The organism is Enterococcus sp. XAF26B05_ASV22, assembly GCF_056727285.1.
Genome location: NZ_CM161538.1, coordinates 1,334,011 through 1,350,294, shown reverse-complemented (window position 1 = coordinate 1,350,294; position 16,284 = coordinate 1,334,011). Strand labels below are relative to the sequence as shown.

General features: G+C 38.4%; 13 protein-coding genes and 1 pseudogene. 2 read left to right on the top strand and 12 right to left on the bottom strand.

What is annotated here, in order from left to right:
* Window positions 1-18 precede the first annotated feature (18 nt).
* The 3 genes from AC1PU0_RS06655 to AC1PU0_RS06645 form a co-directional block, all read right to left on the bottom strand.
* Window positions 19-543, bottom strand: coding sequence for an NfeD family membrane protein (locus AC1PU0_RS06655; RefSeq protein WP_069654483.1), 525 nt, complete (start codon window positions 541-543; stop codon window positions 19-21).
* Window positions 544-778: 235 nt separating this feature from the next.
* The gene (locus AC1PU0_RS06650; RefSeq protein WP_479998785.1) at window positions 779-4,213 is read right to left on the bottom strand and encodes an ABC transporter permease; all 3,435 of its coding nucleotides are present in this window, start codon (window positions 4,211-4,213) and stop codon (window positions 779-781) included.
* A complete protein-coding gene (locus AC1PU0_RS06645) occupies window positions 4,214-4,915 on the bottom strand; it encodes an ABC transporter ATP-binding protein (RefSeq protein WP_069654485.1) in 702 nt (233 codons plus the stop codon). It abuts the gene before it with no gap.
* A gap of 199 nt (window positions 4,916-5,114) precedes the next feature.
* Here AC1PU0_RS06645 and AC1PU0_RS06640 point away from each other — a divergent pair, with 199 nt between their 5' ends.
* A complete protein-coding gene (locus tag AC1PU0_RS06640; RefSeq protein WP_206848839.1) occupies window positions 5,115-5,783 on the top strand; it encodes a DNA/RNA non-specific endonuclease in 669 nt (222 codons plus the stop codon).
* A 95-nt stretch (window positions 5,784-5,878) separates the two neighbouring features.
* Entirely contained in the window at window positions 5,879-6,262 is a 384-nt protein-coding gene (locus AC1PU0_RS06635; protein ID WP_206848838.1) for a hypothetical protein, read from the top strand.
* Window positions 6,263-6,347: 85 nt separating this feature from the next.
* Here the strand turns inward: AC1PU0_RS06635 and purD are convergent.
* The 9 genes and pseudogenes from purD to purC all read right to left on the bottom strand — a co-directional run bounded on the left by purD (window position 6,348) and on the right by purC (window position 16,159).
* Window positions 6,348-7,612: pseudogene (gene purD, locus AC1PU0_RS06630) on the bottom strand (phosphoribosylamine--glycine ligase).
* 14 nt (window positions 7,613-7,626) lie between these two features.
* Complete coding sequence (gene purH, locus AC1PU0_RS06625) at window positions 7,627-9,168, bottom strand: bifunctional phosphoribosylaminoimidazolecarboxamide formyltransferase/IMP cyclohydrolase (protein ID WP_206848836.1); 1,542 nt, start codon at window positions 9,166-9,168, stop codon at window positions 7,627-7,629.
* Complete coding sequence (purN, locus tag AC1PU0_RS06620; protein ID WP_206848835.1) at window positions 9,168-9,749, bottom strand: phosphoribosylglycinamide formyltransferase; 582 nt, start codon at window positions 9,747-9,749, stop codon at window positions 9,168-9,170. The genes purH and purN overlap by 1 nt, the downstream gene beginning before the upstream one ends.
* 2 nt (window positions 9,750-9,751) lie before the next feature.
* Window positions 9,752-10,792 (bottom strand): phosphoribosylformylglycinamidine cyclo-ligase, encoded by a 1,041-nt coding sequence (gene purM / locus AC1PU0_RS06615; RefSeq protein WP_111247438.1) that lies wholly within the window; start codon window positions 10,790-10,792, stop codon window positions 9,752-9,754.
* 47 nt (window positions 10,793-10,839) lie between these two features.
* On the bottom strand, window positions 10,840-12,288 hold the full coding sequence (purF, locus tag AC1PU0_RS06610) for an amidophosphoribosyltransferase (protein ID WP_206848834.1): 1,449 nt from the start codon (window positions 12,286-12,288) through the stop codon (window positions 10,840-10,842).
* A complete protein-coding gene (gene purL, locus AC1PU0_RS06605) occupies window positions 12,273-14,495 on the bottom strand; it encodes a phosphoribosylformylglycinamidine synthase subunit PurL (RefSeq protein ID WP_206848831.1) in 2,223 nt (740 codons plus the stop codon). The genes purF and purL overlap by 16 nt, the downstream gene beginning before the upstream one ends.
* A complete protein-coding gene (purQ, locus tag AC1PU0_RS06600; RefSeq protein WP_206848830.1) occupies window positions 14,492-15,175 on the bottom strand; it encodes a phosphoribosylformylglycinamidine synthase subunit PurQ in 684 nt (227 codons plus the stop codon). Before purQ ends, purL begins: the two co-directional genes overlap by 4 nt.
* 1 nt (window position 15,176) lies before the next feature.
* Window positions 15,177-15,425 (bottom strand): phosphoribosylformylglycinamidine synthase subunit PurS, encoded by a 249-nt coding sequence (gene purS, locus AC1PU0_RS06595; RefSeq protein WP_069654495.1) that lies wholly within the window; start codon window positions 15,423-15,425, stop codon window positions 15,177-15,179.
* 17 nt (window positions 15,426-15,442) lie between these two features.
* Window positions 15,443-16,159 (bottom strand): phosphoribosylaminoimidazolesuccinocarboxamide synthase, encoded by a 717-nt coding sequence (gene purC, locus AC1PU0_RS06590; protein ID WP_206848828.1) that lies wholly within the window; start codon window positions 16,157-16,159, stop codon window positions 15,443-15,445.
* Window positions 16,160-16,284 lie beyond the last annotated feature (125 nt).

Genomic DNA, 16,284 nt, shown 5'->3' with positions numbered 1-16,284 from the left:
TCTTCTACTCCTTCTTTTTTATAATTGTAAACTTCCTTCATAAGGAACCACGTAGCATACACGCTCTCTAATTTCAATGATCAGTACTTGCGCTCCTCGTTCGGTCGGTTGATCTTGCGGAGCGTAGAAAGCGGCTGGTCGGCTGATTGATCCAGTGACACTTTTCAATTGAATCTCTCCCATTCCACCAACTGGTATCGGAGTGATAACGGTTGCTATATTTCCTTCCATGTCTTTTTCTGAAATCGAAAGGGTCGATTCCGCATTTTTCATCGGCACCAATACATAAAAATTCAAGAAAAATACTAGAATTGATGCCACTGCTCCACTCACTAGAAATACCATCAGATGATCCCAACCAAGCAATCGCTCTCCTAAGTACCCAAATAATGAAGTAAATGCCAACCACGGAATTGCCAACATTGGATCGATTGGCCCGTCAAAATCAAAGATGTCTCCAAAAATCACTAATAAAACAGCAATTCCTGCACAAACAATCAAGGTATAAAGATAAATTGTTTCAATCGGAACTCCTCGTATCACATTCTCACTCCTTTCTTTTTTCTTTGGCGTTTTTTTCTCCTTATTCTTTTAACAACCTCTCCCATTTTCTCCCGACGTTCGCATGAAGATACTTATATTTTACCAATACTTTGTACAAAATGACAGCTAATCTTATAAAATCATACAAAAGACGTAGATGTTTCAATTAATGAAAAGAGACCGAGAAATAACTCTAAGAGTCACATCCCAGCCTTTTTTCATTTTTTTAACTACTTTATTCATTTGATTTCAATGCCTCAATCATATCGACTTTCTTCAGTTTTCTATGCATAAAGAACATGACCAGTAATGTAAAGAACAGAGTGATCAACGCTGAATACATATAGCTAAGCCAATGAATCGTTGGCGAGAACATCAGCATATCAACTTCGACTGTTGTCAATACATAACTGTGAACAAGCTTTCCAAAGAAACAGCCGATGAAAATCCCGATCATAGTTAAAATAATATTTTCCCGATACACATACATCGTAACTTCTTTATCGTAAAACCCTAAGACTTTGATTGTTGAAAGTTCCCTGATTCGTTCAGAAATATTGATATTCGTTAAATTGTATAAAACTATGAATGCCAATAAGCCAGAAACTGTAATCAAGACCCAAACGACAATATTTAAACTATGAATTGTATCGTCTAAAGCATCACTTGAAATTGATAAAAATGAAACATTTAAAACGTTTTGATTTTCCATCAATTCCTTCCCGATTTTGTTTTCTACTTTTTCACTAGGCGCTTTGTCAAAGAGTAAAAAGTCCGTATTGTAGCTAGGGGATTTTTTAAAGATTTTTTCATAATAGTCCGGAGACATGTACGCAAAGTGTCCTGTATAATTTTCAGCAATAGCATTGATTTTAAGCTTGTATTCCTGATTGTCACTATTTTTCAAAACAAGTGTGTCACCCGTTTTATAGTGGAATAGATTCGCTAATTTTTCGTTAATGATCACACCATCATTGGTTAGCTGGTACTTTTCACCTGATTGTCGATCATTGAATAAAATAAATTGGTCGATTTCTTTTGGCTTTTCAGGTACATAGATAGAAACATCTTGTTTAGCATTAGACTTTTTCGTAGTTTTTAAAGATTCAGTGTATAACGGCATCGTCTCTTTCAAACCATCGACTTTATCCAATACAGCTTGGTAGTTTTGCTCATTTTTTTCGGATTTATCTTCTTTAAACGTCACGATTGCCTGATAGTGCCAAATTTTATTAAATTGGACATCTACGATATCTGAAATAGAATCTTTTAAACCAAAACCTGTGATGATCAAAGCCATACAGCCTGCTATACCTAAAACGGTCATTAACATTCGTTGTTTATAACGGAACAAATTTCGCGCCGTAACTTTTTGTATAAAACTTAATCGATTCCATATCGGTTTAATCCGCTCCAGCCAGATTCTTTGTCCGGCTTTAGGTGCCTTAGGACGGAGTAAGATCGCAGGTGTACTGAATAAGTCAATTCGTAAAACCACCATCGCAGCGCCTGCCGTACAGATAACCGACACGACTATTCCGATCAGACTATAACTTAAATACCATGGCGTAACAAAATCTGGCACATTGTATAATTGTCCGTACGCATCAAAGATGATCGTTGGGAATAAATAATAGCCAACGAATAATCCTAAAACGGCACCACATAGACTTGCGAATGCTGCATAAACTAAAAATTTAAACGCAATTTCTCCATTTCTATACCCTAATGCTTTGAGGCTACCGATTTCCATCCGTTTTTCCTCAACCATTCGCGTCATTGTTGTTAAACTCACTAATGCTGCAATCAAGAAAAAGAAAATTGGGAAAACAGTTGATAAGGAAGAAATTCGATTGGCATTATCTTCATATTCAGAATAACCAGGATTGTCATCTCTTGTAAAATAATAATAATCAGCCGCTTTTAGGTCTGCTAATTCTTTTTGTTTTTTTTCTAATTCTGTTTTTGCGTCATTTAGTTTTGTTGACGTTTCTGCCTTTTTCTTTTGAAACTCTGCCAACCCTTCTTCGTAGGCTTTTTGCCCTTCATCTATTTTTGCTTGCGCCTCGTTTAATTTTGCTTGACCGTCAATTTTGGACTGTTCCAATTGCGCCCGCCCAGATGCTAGTTGTTCTTTCCCAGAAGTTAACTGCGCTTCGGCTTGATTGATTTGCGTTTCAGCCACTGCAAGTTGTTGTTGCCCTTCTGTATATTGTGCAATCGATTGATTGATCGTATTGATATTTTGATCAAGGGTTTGTAGACCTTGAGCAACCTGAGCTTGTTGCGACGCTAGATTGGCTAAAGCACCATTGATTGTTCCCATAAAAACAGCAATATTGGCTCTTTCAGGTTGAGAGATTAACTGATTAGTCGCGGCAGTGATCTCTCCTGGCGATCCTAAAGCTTGTACAGCTGCTTGTATTTGTGGTGCTGCATCTGCAATACTTTCTGCTAATGTATCATCTGGTACTCGATCTAAAAGAGCAACAGTGACGGCTAAACTTTGGTAACCATTGACTAACTGATTTAATGATTCGCTCGATCCTGCTAACTCATTCCGTTGTTGTTGTAATCCTGGTAAAGCATTTTGACCTTGCGCAACTTGAGTTTGGGCTTGCGTTAATTCATTTTGCTTTTGTTCAAGTACACTTTTTTGTGCAGCAAGTTCATTTTCACCCGTTATGATTGTTGCTTGATTTGCTACGAGTTCGTTCTCTGCCGCTGCGATTTGTTCCGTGTAGGTCGCTTGTGCTTGTGTTAGTTCTTGCTTGCCTGCTGCTAATTCCTGTTCGCTCGTGTTAAGGTTATTTTCAGCATCTTTCAGCGCGTTTTCCCCATCTGAAATCTCTTTTTGCGCTTTTTCAACTGACGCTTTTGATTCTTGACGAATTTCTTCTGCTCGTTGCTCTGGACGATTTTTTAGTGTTTGTTTGACTGACGTGAGTGCTTTTTGTCGTTTGTCTTTGTACTCTTTGGAATAGCTGTCTAAATCATTTAGACCTTTAAACGATAAAAGAATCTCTGTATAGGCGGAAAGAGCCATATCTTCTTTAGGCACTACAGCAAAAAAATCTAGTGATCCTTTGCCAATTGTCGTATTTCCTCGAGAGGTATTCTCGATATATTCCGGTGATTGCACAAAGCCAACGATTTTAAAGGTTTGTTTTTTTAGTGACTTGTCTTTGTCATCTTCCTTTGAAAGGGTCAGTGTTTCACCTAGTTTATAGTGTCCTCGCGATTGAGCTAAATCATCTAGAACGATTTCGCCACTCTTTTTAGGCATCCGACCTTCAATCACTCGATAATCAATCATTGGCTGCTTTTCATCTAAGTCATAACTAACAAATTTTACTGCTACATTTCGCTCACTGATGGCAATATCTTTTGTGTATCTAGGAGAAACAATTGCCACATCTTTGTCTTGCTTAGCTTGTTCAACATCTTTTTCCGTTAACCCCAGTGTAGAGACAATTCGAGCATCCGGTAGTTTTTGGTTTTGATAATAGTTTGATGCAGTTTGGGTCATGTCTGGTCCTGTTGCTTTTAGTCCGACAAAAACCATGACACCAAGAAAAATGATGCCCATAATTGATATAAAGCGGGTTTTTGATTGCTTGATTTCACGAAAACTTGTTTTAAGTAACGCAGTTTTTTTCAATACAGCCACCTACCATTCTATCTCAGATACAGGTTTTGGTTCATCGTTAATTGTCACACTTCGAACTTTAGCATCATTGATACGGATTACGCGGTCCGCCATTGGGGCAATTGCTGAATTATGTGTGATAATGATGACAGTAGTTCCTGTTTTACGAGCAGTATCTTGTAAAATCGTTAGGATTTGTTTTCCAGTTTCATAGTCCAATGCTCCTGTAGGTTCATCGCACAGTAATAATTTAGGCCGTTTAGCAATCGCTCTAGCAATCGTTACCCGTTGCTGTTCCCCACCAGATAATTGGGCTGGAAAGTTATCTAATCTAGCACCTAAACCAACTGATTGCAGCACTTCCTCAGGATTCAATGCATCAGAAACGATTTGAGATGCTAATTCAACATTTTCTTTGGTCGTCAAATTCGGTACTAAGTTGTAAAATTGAAAAACAAAGCCAACGTCATTTCTACGATAGGTGGTCAATTGTTTTTCATTGAATTTTGCAATGTCGGTCCCATCGATTACGATTTGCCCTTCGTCACACGAATCCATTCCACCTAAAATATTCAGCACAGTTGATTTACCTGCACCACTTGGTCCTAAAATAACGGCAACTTCGCCTTTTTCTACTGAAAAACTAATCCCATCATTTGCAGCAATCGTCGTATCACCCATATGATATCGTTTATATTCATTTATTACGTCAATATACGCCATTTAATTCAATCCCCTCTCAAAAGAATTTTATCATAAGTAGACAAACAAGTCCTCTGACAAGTCAAAAGCGTTTTGATTTTTTATATTTTTTTCGTATAATGTATGGATGAGATTAAATCAACGAAAGGATGAGTCTGAAAATTTTACTCAGTAAATAACTTTTCTTTCTCAATCTCTGATAGTAGTTAGGAGAAAAAACATGGCAAGAAAAAAACAAAAACCCCCATTTAGCCCAGCAGTGATGCTTGTGGCGGTTTTAATTATTTTGGTATTGGGCGTCTTTGGCGTTCAAGTTCCAGATACTATTCAAGAAATATTCGGCATTCACACTCAAGAGAAAACCGAACCAAGTACAACAAAACCTGTAAGTTCAACAAATCCTGGACCAAAAGAATTAGGGCCTGCAACCTTTTCAGCTACTGAATTAGCTGATAAAAAAAATGGCTGGATTGATTACCACTCTTTAGACTCACTCGGACGAGCAACTGGCGCTGACGCCTTATTGAAACCCACGATGGTCAATACAGGAACTTCTGCGAATAAAGACATTCGTCCCCCTGGTTTTGTGTCTGGTTTAGAACCAACGAATCATTCTAGGGGTCATTTGATTGGACGTCAACTTGGCGGTTCAGGTGATGATGCAAGAAACCTCACCACTCTTTATCAAACACCCGTCAATACGCCTTTTATGACTAAATATGAAAACCAGATTCGTCAAGCGTTAGATAAAGGTGAAACCATTCGTTATCGTGTTACACCTGTTTATGAAGGAACAAAATTATTATGCAAGGAAATTGAATTGGAAGCAAAAGGACTAAACAAAAATACAACGGTTGATTTTCGAGTGACGATATTAAACGAGCGCTAGGTACTATTGATTCGAATTGCGCAAATATCACCTATTATCATTCTTATATTAAAGCGAAACGAGCCTGTTTCACGTTTAAACTAGGAGGTACCCTAATGGATTTTCAACTAATCAAAGACCAACTTACTGTAAGTGACCCGCAACAATTTTTAAGCGTGGTGTTAAAAAATCAACAAGATGAAGAAAGTACGATTATTTTTAGTCAAACTATAGAAGAACAGTTTGAGCAAAACGTACAGTATCTTTCTTCTGATGAAACGGTTGATTTAGATGATATTACACGTTGGAAAGAACTTGGATTTCTAGTCGTGGCTCAAACGATTGATGGCGATTATATTGCTGGTACAACTGAACAAACTTTTGTCATTCCTGTTTCACTTTATACATCGGATATTGAAACATATGAGCTTGTCTTAGCAGATTTCTTTATTGCCTATACAAATGGAGTAATTCATTCTAACATCTTACCTTCAAATTAAATATGCAGTAAAAAATAGACAAATGTAAACCCTGAAACGTTTTACATTCGTCTATTTTTTATTTTTCCTCTAGACTTAAAACCAATTAGTCAAACGCTTTAAATCCAATATCTTTACGATAAAAAGTACCTGTTGTATCTGTATTATTCAACACGTTATATACAGCCTCTTGAGCCTCTACTAGTGATTTACCGCTGGCTTCAATAAGGTAAACACGTCCGCCATTTGAGACTAGTTGTCCTGCAACTTCCTTCACTCCCGCATAATAGACTTGTTCTGACTCTAAATAGGAAAAGTTTGGGAGCGGATTCCCTTTTTTATAGTCGTTTGGATAACCCTCGGCTGCAACAACTACACCCAAACTGTACCCCTCTTTTTTCCACTGAATATCTGGCTGTTTCCCTTTTAGTAAATCATCAATAATTTGAGCAAAATCACTTTCTAACCGTTGTAAGACGACTTGTGTTTCAGGATCACCGAAACGAGCATTAAACTCAATCACTTTTGGCCCTGTTTTTGTAGCAATCAATCCTGTATACAAAATACCGGTAAATGATCGGTTTTCTGCTGCCATTCCTCTTACAGTAGGTTTTACAATTGTTTCAACTGCTTCTTTAACTAAACGATCAGGTATTTGTGGTACTGGGCTATAGGCGCCCATACCTCCCGTATTTGGACCCAAGTCATTATCATACGAACGTTTGTGATCTTGTGCAATCACCATTGGATAAACTTCTTGACCTCGAACAAATGCGAGCAAAGAAAATTCTTCTCCCGAAAGAAACTCTTCGATTACAACTTTAGCACCACTTGATCCAAATTTATTTTCTTTGAGCATCTCTTTCAATGCATCAATTGCCTCATCAGTAGTCTCAGCTACAACTACCCCTTTTCCTGCAGCTAGCCCGTCCGCTTTGATAACAATTGGCGCCCCCTTTTCAATCACATAATCTCGTGCGTCATTAAAATCAAAAAAAGTTTGATGATTTGCTGTCGGTATTTTGTATTTCTTCATGATTTTCTTCGCAAAATCTTTAGATCCTTCAATGAATGCTGCCTCTTTAAGCGGCCCGAAAGCCAATAGACCAGCGGCTCAAAATCATCTACGATTCCATTTAACAATGGAATTTCAGGTCCGATGAATGTCCAATCGACTCCTTTTTCTTTAGCAAATTTGATTAATCCGGAATGATCGTTTTCTGCAAGATCTACTAATTGTATCCCATTTTTTTTCATTCCATCGTTTCCTTTAGCGCAATAAACAGTCTTTACAATAGGACTCTGCAGTAATTTTTGTGCAATCACATGCTCCCTACCACCGCTTCCAATGACTAAAATTGTTAATCCCATTAGTATGTCTCCTTTTAATGTCTGAAGTGTCTGATATCTGTAAATACCATGGCGATTCCATACTTATCTGCCATTTCGATTGACTCTTGATCTTTGATACTGCCACCTGGTTGAATGATCGCCTTAATTCCATTTTCCCCAGCGTATTCGACACTATCTCCCATCGGGAAAAAAGCATCGCTGGCTAGGACTGCCTCGCTGACCTTTCCACCTGCTTGTTCGATTGCAATTTGTACGGACCCTACTCGATTCATTTGACCTGCGCCAATGCCTAAAGTTTGGTGATTATTTGTCACCACAATAGCATTGCTCTTAACATGTTTGACCGTTTTCCATGCAAATTCTAGCGCTTTTAATTCTTCCTCTGTCGGTTGTCGTTTCGTAACGACTTGCCAGTTTTCCACTTTTTCTTCGACAATATCTTGATTTTGAACAAGCAGTCCACCTAAAACTGACACTTTCTCATCTTCTCGCGCTTGATCCTTTTTAGAGAAATCTAACGTCATCAGGCGAAGATTCTTTTTGCTACTTAAAATTTTGAATGCTTCTTCTGAAAAACTTGGTGCAATAATTATTTCAAGAAACAGTTGATGCATTTTTCCAGCTATTTCGCTATCCACTTCACGGTTTAACACAATGATTCCACCAAAAATAGAGACTGGATCTGCTTCATATGCATATTGATATGCCGCTTTGATTGTTGCCCCAATACCGATTCCACAAGGATTCATATGTTTGACTGCTACGACAGCTGGTTGATCAAACTCTCTAGAAATACGAATCGCCGCATCTGCATCTTTGATATTATTGTAAGACAGTTCTTTACCATGTAGTTGCTTCGCATTCGCAATTGAAAATGAAACGGGTAATGCAGTTTGATAAAACACAGCTTGCTGGTGACTATTTTCTCCGTAGCGTAATATTTGTTTTAAATCATAAGTCAAAGTTAATGTTTCAGGGTCTTTTTCACCAACACTATCAGTCAAATATTCTGCGATCAACGCATCATAAGCTGCAGTATGTCGAAACACTTTAGCTGCTAATTTTTGTCTTGTTGGCAGAGTTGTTTCTCCTATTTTTGAAACCTCAGTTAAAACTTGCGTATAGTCTTTTGGGTCGACCACAACCGTCACAAATTCATGGTTTTTTGCAGCACTTCTCAACATACTTGGTCCACCAATATCAATATTTTCGATTGCTTGCTCTTTCGTTACTCCTTCTTGTAAAATTGTTTCTTTAAATGGATATAAGTTTACACACACAATATCAATTGGCTGAATTCCATGTACTTCCATCGCTTCCATATGACTAGTCAAATCACGGCGACCTAATAACCCTCCATGAATTTTTGGATGTAATGTTTTAACTCGACCATCCATCATCTCTGGAAAATCGGTTACCTCCTCTATAGGAATTGTGGGAATCCCTTCTTGTTCAAGAGTTGCTTTTGTTCCTCCTGTAGATATAATCTCAATCCCTTGGGCTACTAATCCTCTCGCAAACGCGATTATTCCCGTTTTATCTGAAACACTGATCAATGCTCTTCTTTTTATCATCAAATGCGCTCTCCTTGCTGCGTTTTTATAAGTTCTGCTAAAACCGCAGGAAATAATTTATGCTCTACTTTGTGGATTTTTTCTTCTAGAGAAACAAGTGTGTCTGTCGCATCAATTGTTACTTTTTCCTGAGAAATTATTGGTCCAGTATCTATACCGTTATCCACATAATGAATCGTTACACCTGTCTCACGTACATTTCCATAAAAAGCATCCCTGATGCCATGGAGACCAGGAAAATCTGGTAATAATGAAGGGTGAATATTGATTATACGATTTGAAAATTCTTCTAACAATGTCGGCCCAATGATTCTCATATATCCAGCTAAAACCACCAAGTCAATTTGCTCCTCTTCCAAAAGATGGAGGATTTCTCCTTCATATAATGCTTTTGATTCAAAATCTTTTGGTGAAAATGACACAACTGGAATTGACATTGATCGTGCTCGCTGGACAACATAGGCATCTTTTCTATCACAAAACAACAAAGTAAGCTCTGCATTGATTGTTCCGATCGCAACAGCTTCGGCAATTGCCTGAAAGTTGCTTCCATTTCCTGAGGCAAACACGGCTAATTTCATTTCTACACCTCTTTAAAGGTAATACTTTGTTTCTCTTTAGTGATGACATTTCCAATAATATAACTTGGTTCATTACATTCGTTTAGAATCCCCTGAACATCGTCGATTTTTTCAGGTGAAACAGCTAAAACCATTCCAATCCCCATATTGAAAATCTCGTACATTTCCATTGGTGGAATTTGACCGTATTTTTCCAATGTTGAGAAAATCGGCAATGTCGGCCAGCTATCTAAATGGATTTCCGCTGATAAATTTTTGGGGAGCATCCTGGGGATATTTTCCACAAAACCGCCCCCAGTGATATGCGCAATCCCATTCACTAATTCCTGTTTAATTAACGGTAGTAGCATCTTTACATAAATTTTGGTGGGAATCAAAAGTTCCTCCCTTAATTGTTTTCCATCGAGTCCTGGAATCACTGTTTTTCCAGTCATTTGGTGCATCTCAAAAAAAATTTTACGAACAAGAGAGTACCCGTTTGAATGTATTCCACTAGATGCTAATCCCAAAAGAACGTCTCCTTCTCGAATATTTTCACCTGTGACTAATTGGCTTTTCTCTGCAATGCCCACTGTGAATCCTGCCAAATCATAGTCATTATCGTTATACATACCCGGCATTTCAGCTGTCTCACCACCAATTAATGCGGCTCCAGCCTGAAGACACCCTTCCGCTACACCTGCTATCACTTGCTCCAAGTGCTCTGGTCTGTTTTTCCCTGTAGCAATATAATCGAGGAAATAGAGGGGTTCTGCTCCCTGTGCAACGATATCATTGACGCACATCGCCACACAATCAATCCCAATCGTGTCATGTTTGTTTTCTTCAATCGCGATCATTAATTTTGTTCCAACGCCATCTGTTCCCGAAATCAAGATAGGTTCCTTCACTTCCACCGTACTTAAATCAAAACAACCACCGAAACCACCAAGTGCACCCATCACACCCATTCGTTCAGTACGTTTAACATGTTTCTTGATTCTTTCTACCACTTCATAACCTGCTTCAACATCAACGCCCGCTTTTGTATAAGCATTTCCCAATATGGTTTCCTCCTAACGATTTATGAACGATATTCTTTTTTAGCTTTTTAGTTTATTGTGGCAAAATTGATTTTATCCTTCAATGTTGCTTGATATTTTTCTTCATAATCATATAAAGGTGTCGGATAATCACCATTAAAATAAGCCATACACAACCCAGAATAAGGTGCCTCATAGTTAAGACCAATGGCATCGATCAACCCTTGCTCACTTAAAAAGCACAAGGAGTCTGCTTTGATCAACTGTTCGATTTCAGCTACTGAGTGATTTGCAGCAATTAATTCTTTTCTTGTTTGAATATCGATTCCATAAAAGCAAGGAAATCTTAGAGGAGGTGACGCAATACGTACATGGACTTCTTTTGCCCCCGCATCTTTAAGCAATTGTACGATGCGACGACTAGTCGTTCCGCGGACAATTGAGTCATCCACCATGATGACACGCTTCCCTTCGACTACGCCACGAACAGCAGAAAGTTTCATCCGAACTCCTTGTTCTCGCAATTCTTGTGTGGGTTGAATAAAGGTTCTAGCGATATATTGATTTTTTACCAAGCCCATTTCGTAGGGAATACCACTCGCTTCTGCATAACCACTCGCTGCTGAAAGAGAAGAGTTTGGTACTCCGACTACCATATCTGCTTCAATTGGTGCTTCTTTTGCTAACCGTTTGCCCATATTTTTGCGAGCTGTATGCACGTTGACACCAGCTATATTAGAATCTGGTCTAGCAAAATAAATATATTCCATTGAGCATATCGCATATTGAGTGTCTTGAGTGTAACGCTCGATTTTATAGCCAGTATCATCAATGATGATTACTTCACCCGGTCCTACATCACGAACAAATGCAGCACCAATAACTTCTAATGCGCACGTTTCGCTGGCAATCACATACGCCCCATTTTTCATTTGACCGATGGATAAGGGTCGAAAAGCATTAGGATCGAGCGCCGCAATCATTGCTGTCTCTGTCATTAAAAGATAAGCGAAACCACCTTTGATAGTCTGCAGGCTTTCTTTTAGCTGTTCAATAAAGGTCGATTGTTTGCTACGCCGAATCAAATGCATCAAAATTTCGGTATCCGAATTGGAATGAAATATCGCGCCGTCTTGCTCTAGCTCTTTTCGTAAGCTTTTTGCATTCGTTAAATTACCGTTATGTGCTAAGCCACAGGCACCATCATAAAATTTAAATAGAAACGGTTGAATATTATCTACACTACCATTTCCTGCAGTAGCATACCGCACATGACCAATCGCTGAATTTCCACTCAAAGAAGTTAAAGTCCGATTCTCTTTAAATACTTCTGAGAGTAAGCCTAATCCTCGGTATCCATTTAATTTGCCATCATTATTCGAAACAATCCCAGCACCTTCTTGTCCTCTATGTTGCAAGCTATGGAGTCCAAAATAAGTCACACGAGCCGCATCAGGATGTCCCCAAATACCAAAAATACCACATTCTTCATTTAAACTTTTCACTTCATAAGACATGGAATCGCTTCCTCCCACAGCCCTTTAGCTGTTTGTGTTATCACTTCGATTTTTTGATCATTCGTTTGAATACTGATTTTCCCGCTAACCGTTACTTTTCCAATCAACACAGCTTTTTCTTGCATCATTTCTTCAAACATTTGTTGGTTTTCTGGCCTGACTGACACTATAAATCGTGACTGAGATTCTGAAAAGAGGAATGAGACTGGCATAGCCAAATCTACTTCTATGCCTAATTCATTTTTAAAAGCCGACTCTGCTAATGCAATTGCTAGTCCACCTTCCGAACAATCATGAGCGCTTTCGAGCATTCCGGCTTTAATAGCTGTCAGCACTAGCTGTTGAATTTCTTTTTCAATAGCTAAATCAAAGTCCATTATTTTTCCTTCAATGAAGCCAAGCATCATCTTTTGTAATTCACTGCCATTAAAATCATCTTTTGTCTCGCCAAGAACGTAAATCAAATCATCCGCCATTTTAAAATCTTGGGTGGTAATATGCGATAAATCTTCTATCAAACCAACCATTCCAATCACTGGCGTTGGATAAATGGCCTGTCCGTTTGTTTCATTGTATAAAGAAACATTTCCAGAAATCACTGGTGTTTCCAAAACTTCACAGGCTTTAGCGATGCCGTCTGCTGAGGTCCAAAGTTCCCAAAATCCTTCTGGTTTATCTGGCGATCCGTAATTTAAACAATCGGTAATGGCAAGTGGTTGGCCGCCACTTGCCACAATATTTCTCGCAGCCTCCGCTACGGCGATCTGACCACCGATTTCTGGGTTAAGATAAAGATAACGAGCATTACAATCTGTTGTCATTGCTAATGCTTTTTTCGTTCCACGGACACGCAAAACAGCGGCGTCACTTCCCGGCAACACAACTGTATTCGTTTGTACCTGAGAATCATAGGTTGCATAAATCCTTTTTTTAGAGGCAATCGTTGGTTGTTGCAATAAATCCATCATCGTCTTTGTTCCGTCGATAATATGGGGGTGGAAATTCTTTAATGCTTCAAATTTTTTGATTCTCGCTGGTTCTTTTCGTTCTTTATTATAAACAGGTGCATCTTCTGCCAATGCATCGACCGGTAAATTCGCTACCTCGACACCTTTATGGTACAAACGATACAATCCATCCTCTGTTACTTTCCCAATCGTTACAGCGTCTAATTCATATTTTTGAAAAAGTTCAACAACTTCTGCTTCATGTCCTTTTTTAACACAGATCAACATTCGCTCTTGAGACTCTGATAACATCATTTCATATGGTGTCATTCCCGTTTCACGCTGAGGCACGTCATCTAAATCTAAAATCAAGCCAGTTCCTGCTTTGGATGCCATTTCGGCACTTGAAGAAACTAGTCCAGCGGCACCCATATCCTGAATTCCTATTAAACTATCAGCATGCTCTAGAATCAATTCCAAACAAGCTTCAAGCAATAATTTTTCCATAAACGGATCTCCAACTTGAACAGCTGAGCGTTGTTGGTCTTCTCCTTCAACAAACTCTTCTGAAGCAAAAGTTGCGCCATGTATGCCGTCGCGTCCTGTTTTCGCTCCAACATACATAATGGCATTCCCAATTCCTTTTGCCTGACCTTTTTGAATATCTTTATGATCGATCAACCCAACACACATCGCATTTACTAACGGATTTCCTTCATAACATGAGTCAAACGCTACTTCTCCACCAACCGTTGGAATACCAATACAGTTTCCATATCCACTGATACCAGCTACCACTTCCTCTAGAAGATATTTAGTCCGTTCATTGGACAATTCACCAAAGCGCAATGAATCCAAAAGTGCAATCGGACGAGCACCCATACTAAAAATATCTCTGATGATTCCACCCACTCCTGTTGCAGCTCCTTCATATGGCTCAACAGCCGATGGATGATTGTGACTTTCCGCCTTGAACACGACAGCTTGACCATCACCAATATCGACGATCCCAGCTCCTTCACCTGGTCCTTGCAAAACGCGTGATCCCTTTGTGGGAAATTTTCTTAATACGGGTTTTGAGTTTTTATATGAGCAGTGTTCACTCCACATCACAGAAAATAGTCCAGTTTCGGTGTAGTTTGGCATACGTCCTAGAATATCTTTTTCGATCATGTGATATTCTTCATCCGTTAGCCCCCATTGCGAATAGATCCGTTGACTTTTAATTTCCTGTGCTGTAGGTTCTTTCACTTCCATCATGTGTTCGCCCTAACCTTTCCATAGTTTTTAACGATTGATTTGAAGAAACGTAAACCGTCCTCCGATCCTAATAAACTTTCTACAGCCCGTTCTGGGTGTGGCATCATCCCTAGGACATTGCCGTTCTTATTGATAATTCCTGCGATATTAGCAAGACTTCCATTTGGATTTTCATCCGCATACGTAAAGACAATTTGCTGATTCTCTTTTAACTGTTCCAAGGTTGAGTCGTCACAATAATAGTTTCCCTCACCGTGCGCTATAGGTAACTTGATTACTTCATTTTTTTGATATTCTGAGGTAAACGCGGTTTGATTATTTACTACTTTTAAGGAAATTGACTTACATACAAAATGCAATGATTCATTTCGAAGTAAGACACCAGGCAAAAGCCCAGCTTCTGTTAATATTTGAAACCCATTACAAGTGCCAAAAACCGGTTTGCCTTCATCTGCCAGCCGAATCACTTCATGAATGATTTTAGAGAAACGAGCAATTGCACCACACCTTAAATAATCTCCATATGAAAAGCCTCCAGGAATTAAAACACCATCAAATCCCGCTAAACTTTCTTCATCATGACGGACATATTCGGCTTCTTCGCCTAAAATATCTTTGACTGCCCATAAGAGATCCATGTCACAGTTCGATCCAGGAAAAACAATCACTGCAAATTTCATCTCATACTTCCTCCTCAATCTCATAACGATAGGTTTCCATATTAACGTTAGCTAGTAATTTGTCACAAATTTCTTCAATGACTCTTTCGATAGGTTGCGTTGTTTTACTAACTCTGATTTCGAAAAATTTTCCTATTCGTATTTCATCGATTTCACTGAAACCAAGTCGATGAACTGCGCCTTTCACGGCTTCTCCTTGAGGATCTAAAACTGAATTTTTATACGTAACATATACTTTTACATCATACATTCTATATCACTCCTTTTTTAATTGAATGTTTGTTCTAATCGATGCAATACTTCCTGATATACGGGAACGATATCTCCTATATTTCTACGATAAACATCTTTGTCTAAATGATCGTTTGTTTTTTTATCCCATAGACGACAAGTATCTGGCGTGATTTCATCTGCTAATAGAATAGTGCCATCTTCTCTACGACCAAACTCTATTTTAAAATCAATCAAACGAATATTGATTTTTTCAAACAACTCAATAAGCAATTGGTTTATCTTGTGTGCCTCATTTTTTATAGTAGTCATTTCTTCTTCCGTTGCAATCTTTAAAATCTTAATATGATCACCATTAATGATCGGGTCATCGAGAGAATCATCTTTGTAATAAAACTCCAAAATTGGAAATTCAAGTTCTTGGCCTTCAGGGATCGCTAATCGCTTTGCAAAACTACCCGCTGAAACATTCCTCACGACAACTTCTAACGGAATAATTTCAACCTCTTCAACTAATTGTTCGTGTTTAGATATCAATCTAATAAAATGATTATGGATACCTTTTAACTCTAATTGCTCAAAAACTAGAGCTGTAATTTGATTATTTAATATAGACTTCCCAATTACAGTGTCTTTTCTAATGCCATTTAATGCAGTTGCTTGGTCTAAATATTCTACTCGTAACGTTTTTAAATCATTGGTTTTAAACAATTTCTTAGCTTTTCCTTTATATAATAACTTACTTTCTTCCACAGTCCTCCACACTCCCATTTACGTATCATTTATGATTACAAACTAATTTAAGTTCGTCTTTCTATTTGTTTACAGTTTAACAAGATGATTCTCCACAGTCAAACATTTATTAACATTCAACATAT

Bases quoted from the DNA above. Each gene is read 5' to 3' on its own strand.
- AC1PU0_RS06645 (WP_069654485.1), bottom strand. From the start codon at position 4,915: ATGGCGTATATTGACGTAATAAATGAATATAAACGATATCATATGGGT.
- AC1PU0_RS06640 (WP_206848839.1), top strand. From the start codon at position 5,115: ATGGCAAGAAAAAAACAAAAACCCCCATTTAGCCCAGCAGTGATGCTT.
- AC1PU0_RS06635 (WP_206848838.1), top strand. From the start codon at position 5,879: ATGGATTTTCAACTAATCAAAGACCAACTTACTGTAAGTGACCCGCAA.
- purH (WP_206848836.1), bottom strand. From the start codon at position 9,168: ATGATAAAAAGAAGAGCATTGATCAGTGTTTCAGATAAAACGGGAATA.
- purN (WP_206848835.1), bottom strand. From the start codon at position 9,749: ATGAAATTAGCCGTGTTTGCCTCAGGAAATGGAAGCAACTTTCAGGCA.
- purF (WP_206848834.1), bottom strand. From the start codon at position 12,288: ATGTCTTATGAAGTGAAAAGTTTAAATGAAGAATGTGGTATTTTTGGT.
- purL (WP_206848831.1), bottom strand. From the start codon at position 14,495: ATGATGGAAGTGAAAGAACCTACAGCACAGGAAATTAAAAGTCAACGG.
- purQ (WP_206848830.1), bottom strand. From the start codon at position 15,175: ATGAAATTTGCAGTGATTGTTTTTCCTGGATCGAACTGTGACATGGAT.
- purS (WP_069654495.1), bottom strand. From the start codon at position 15,425: ATGTATGATGTAAAAGTATATGTTACGTATAAAAATTCAGTTTTAGAT.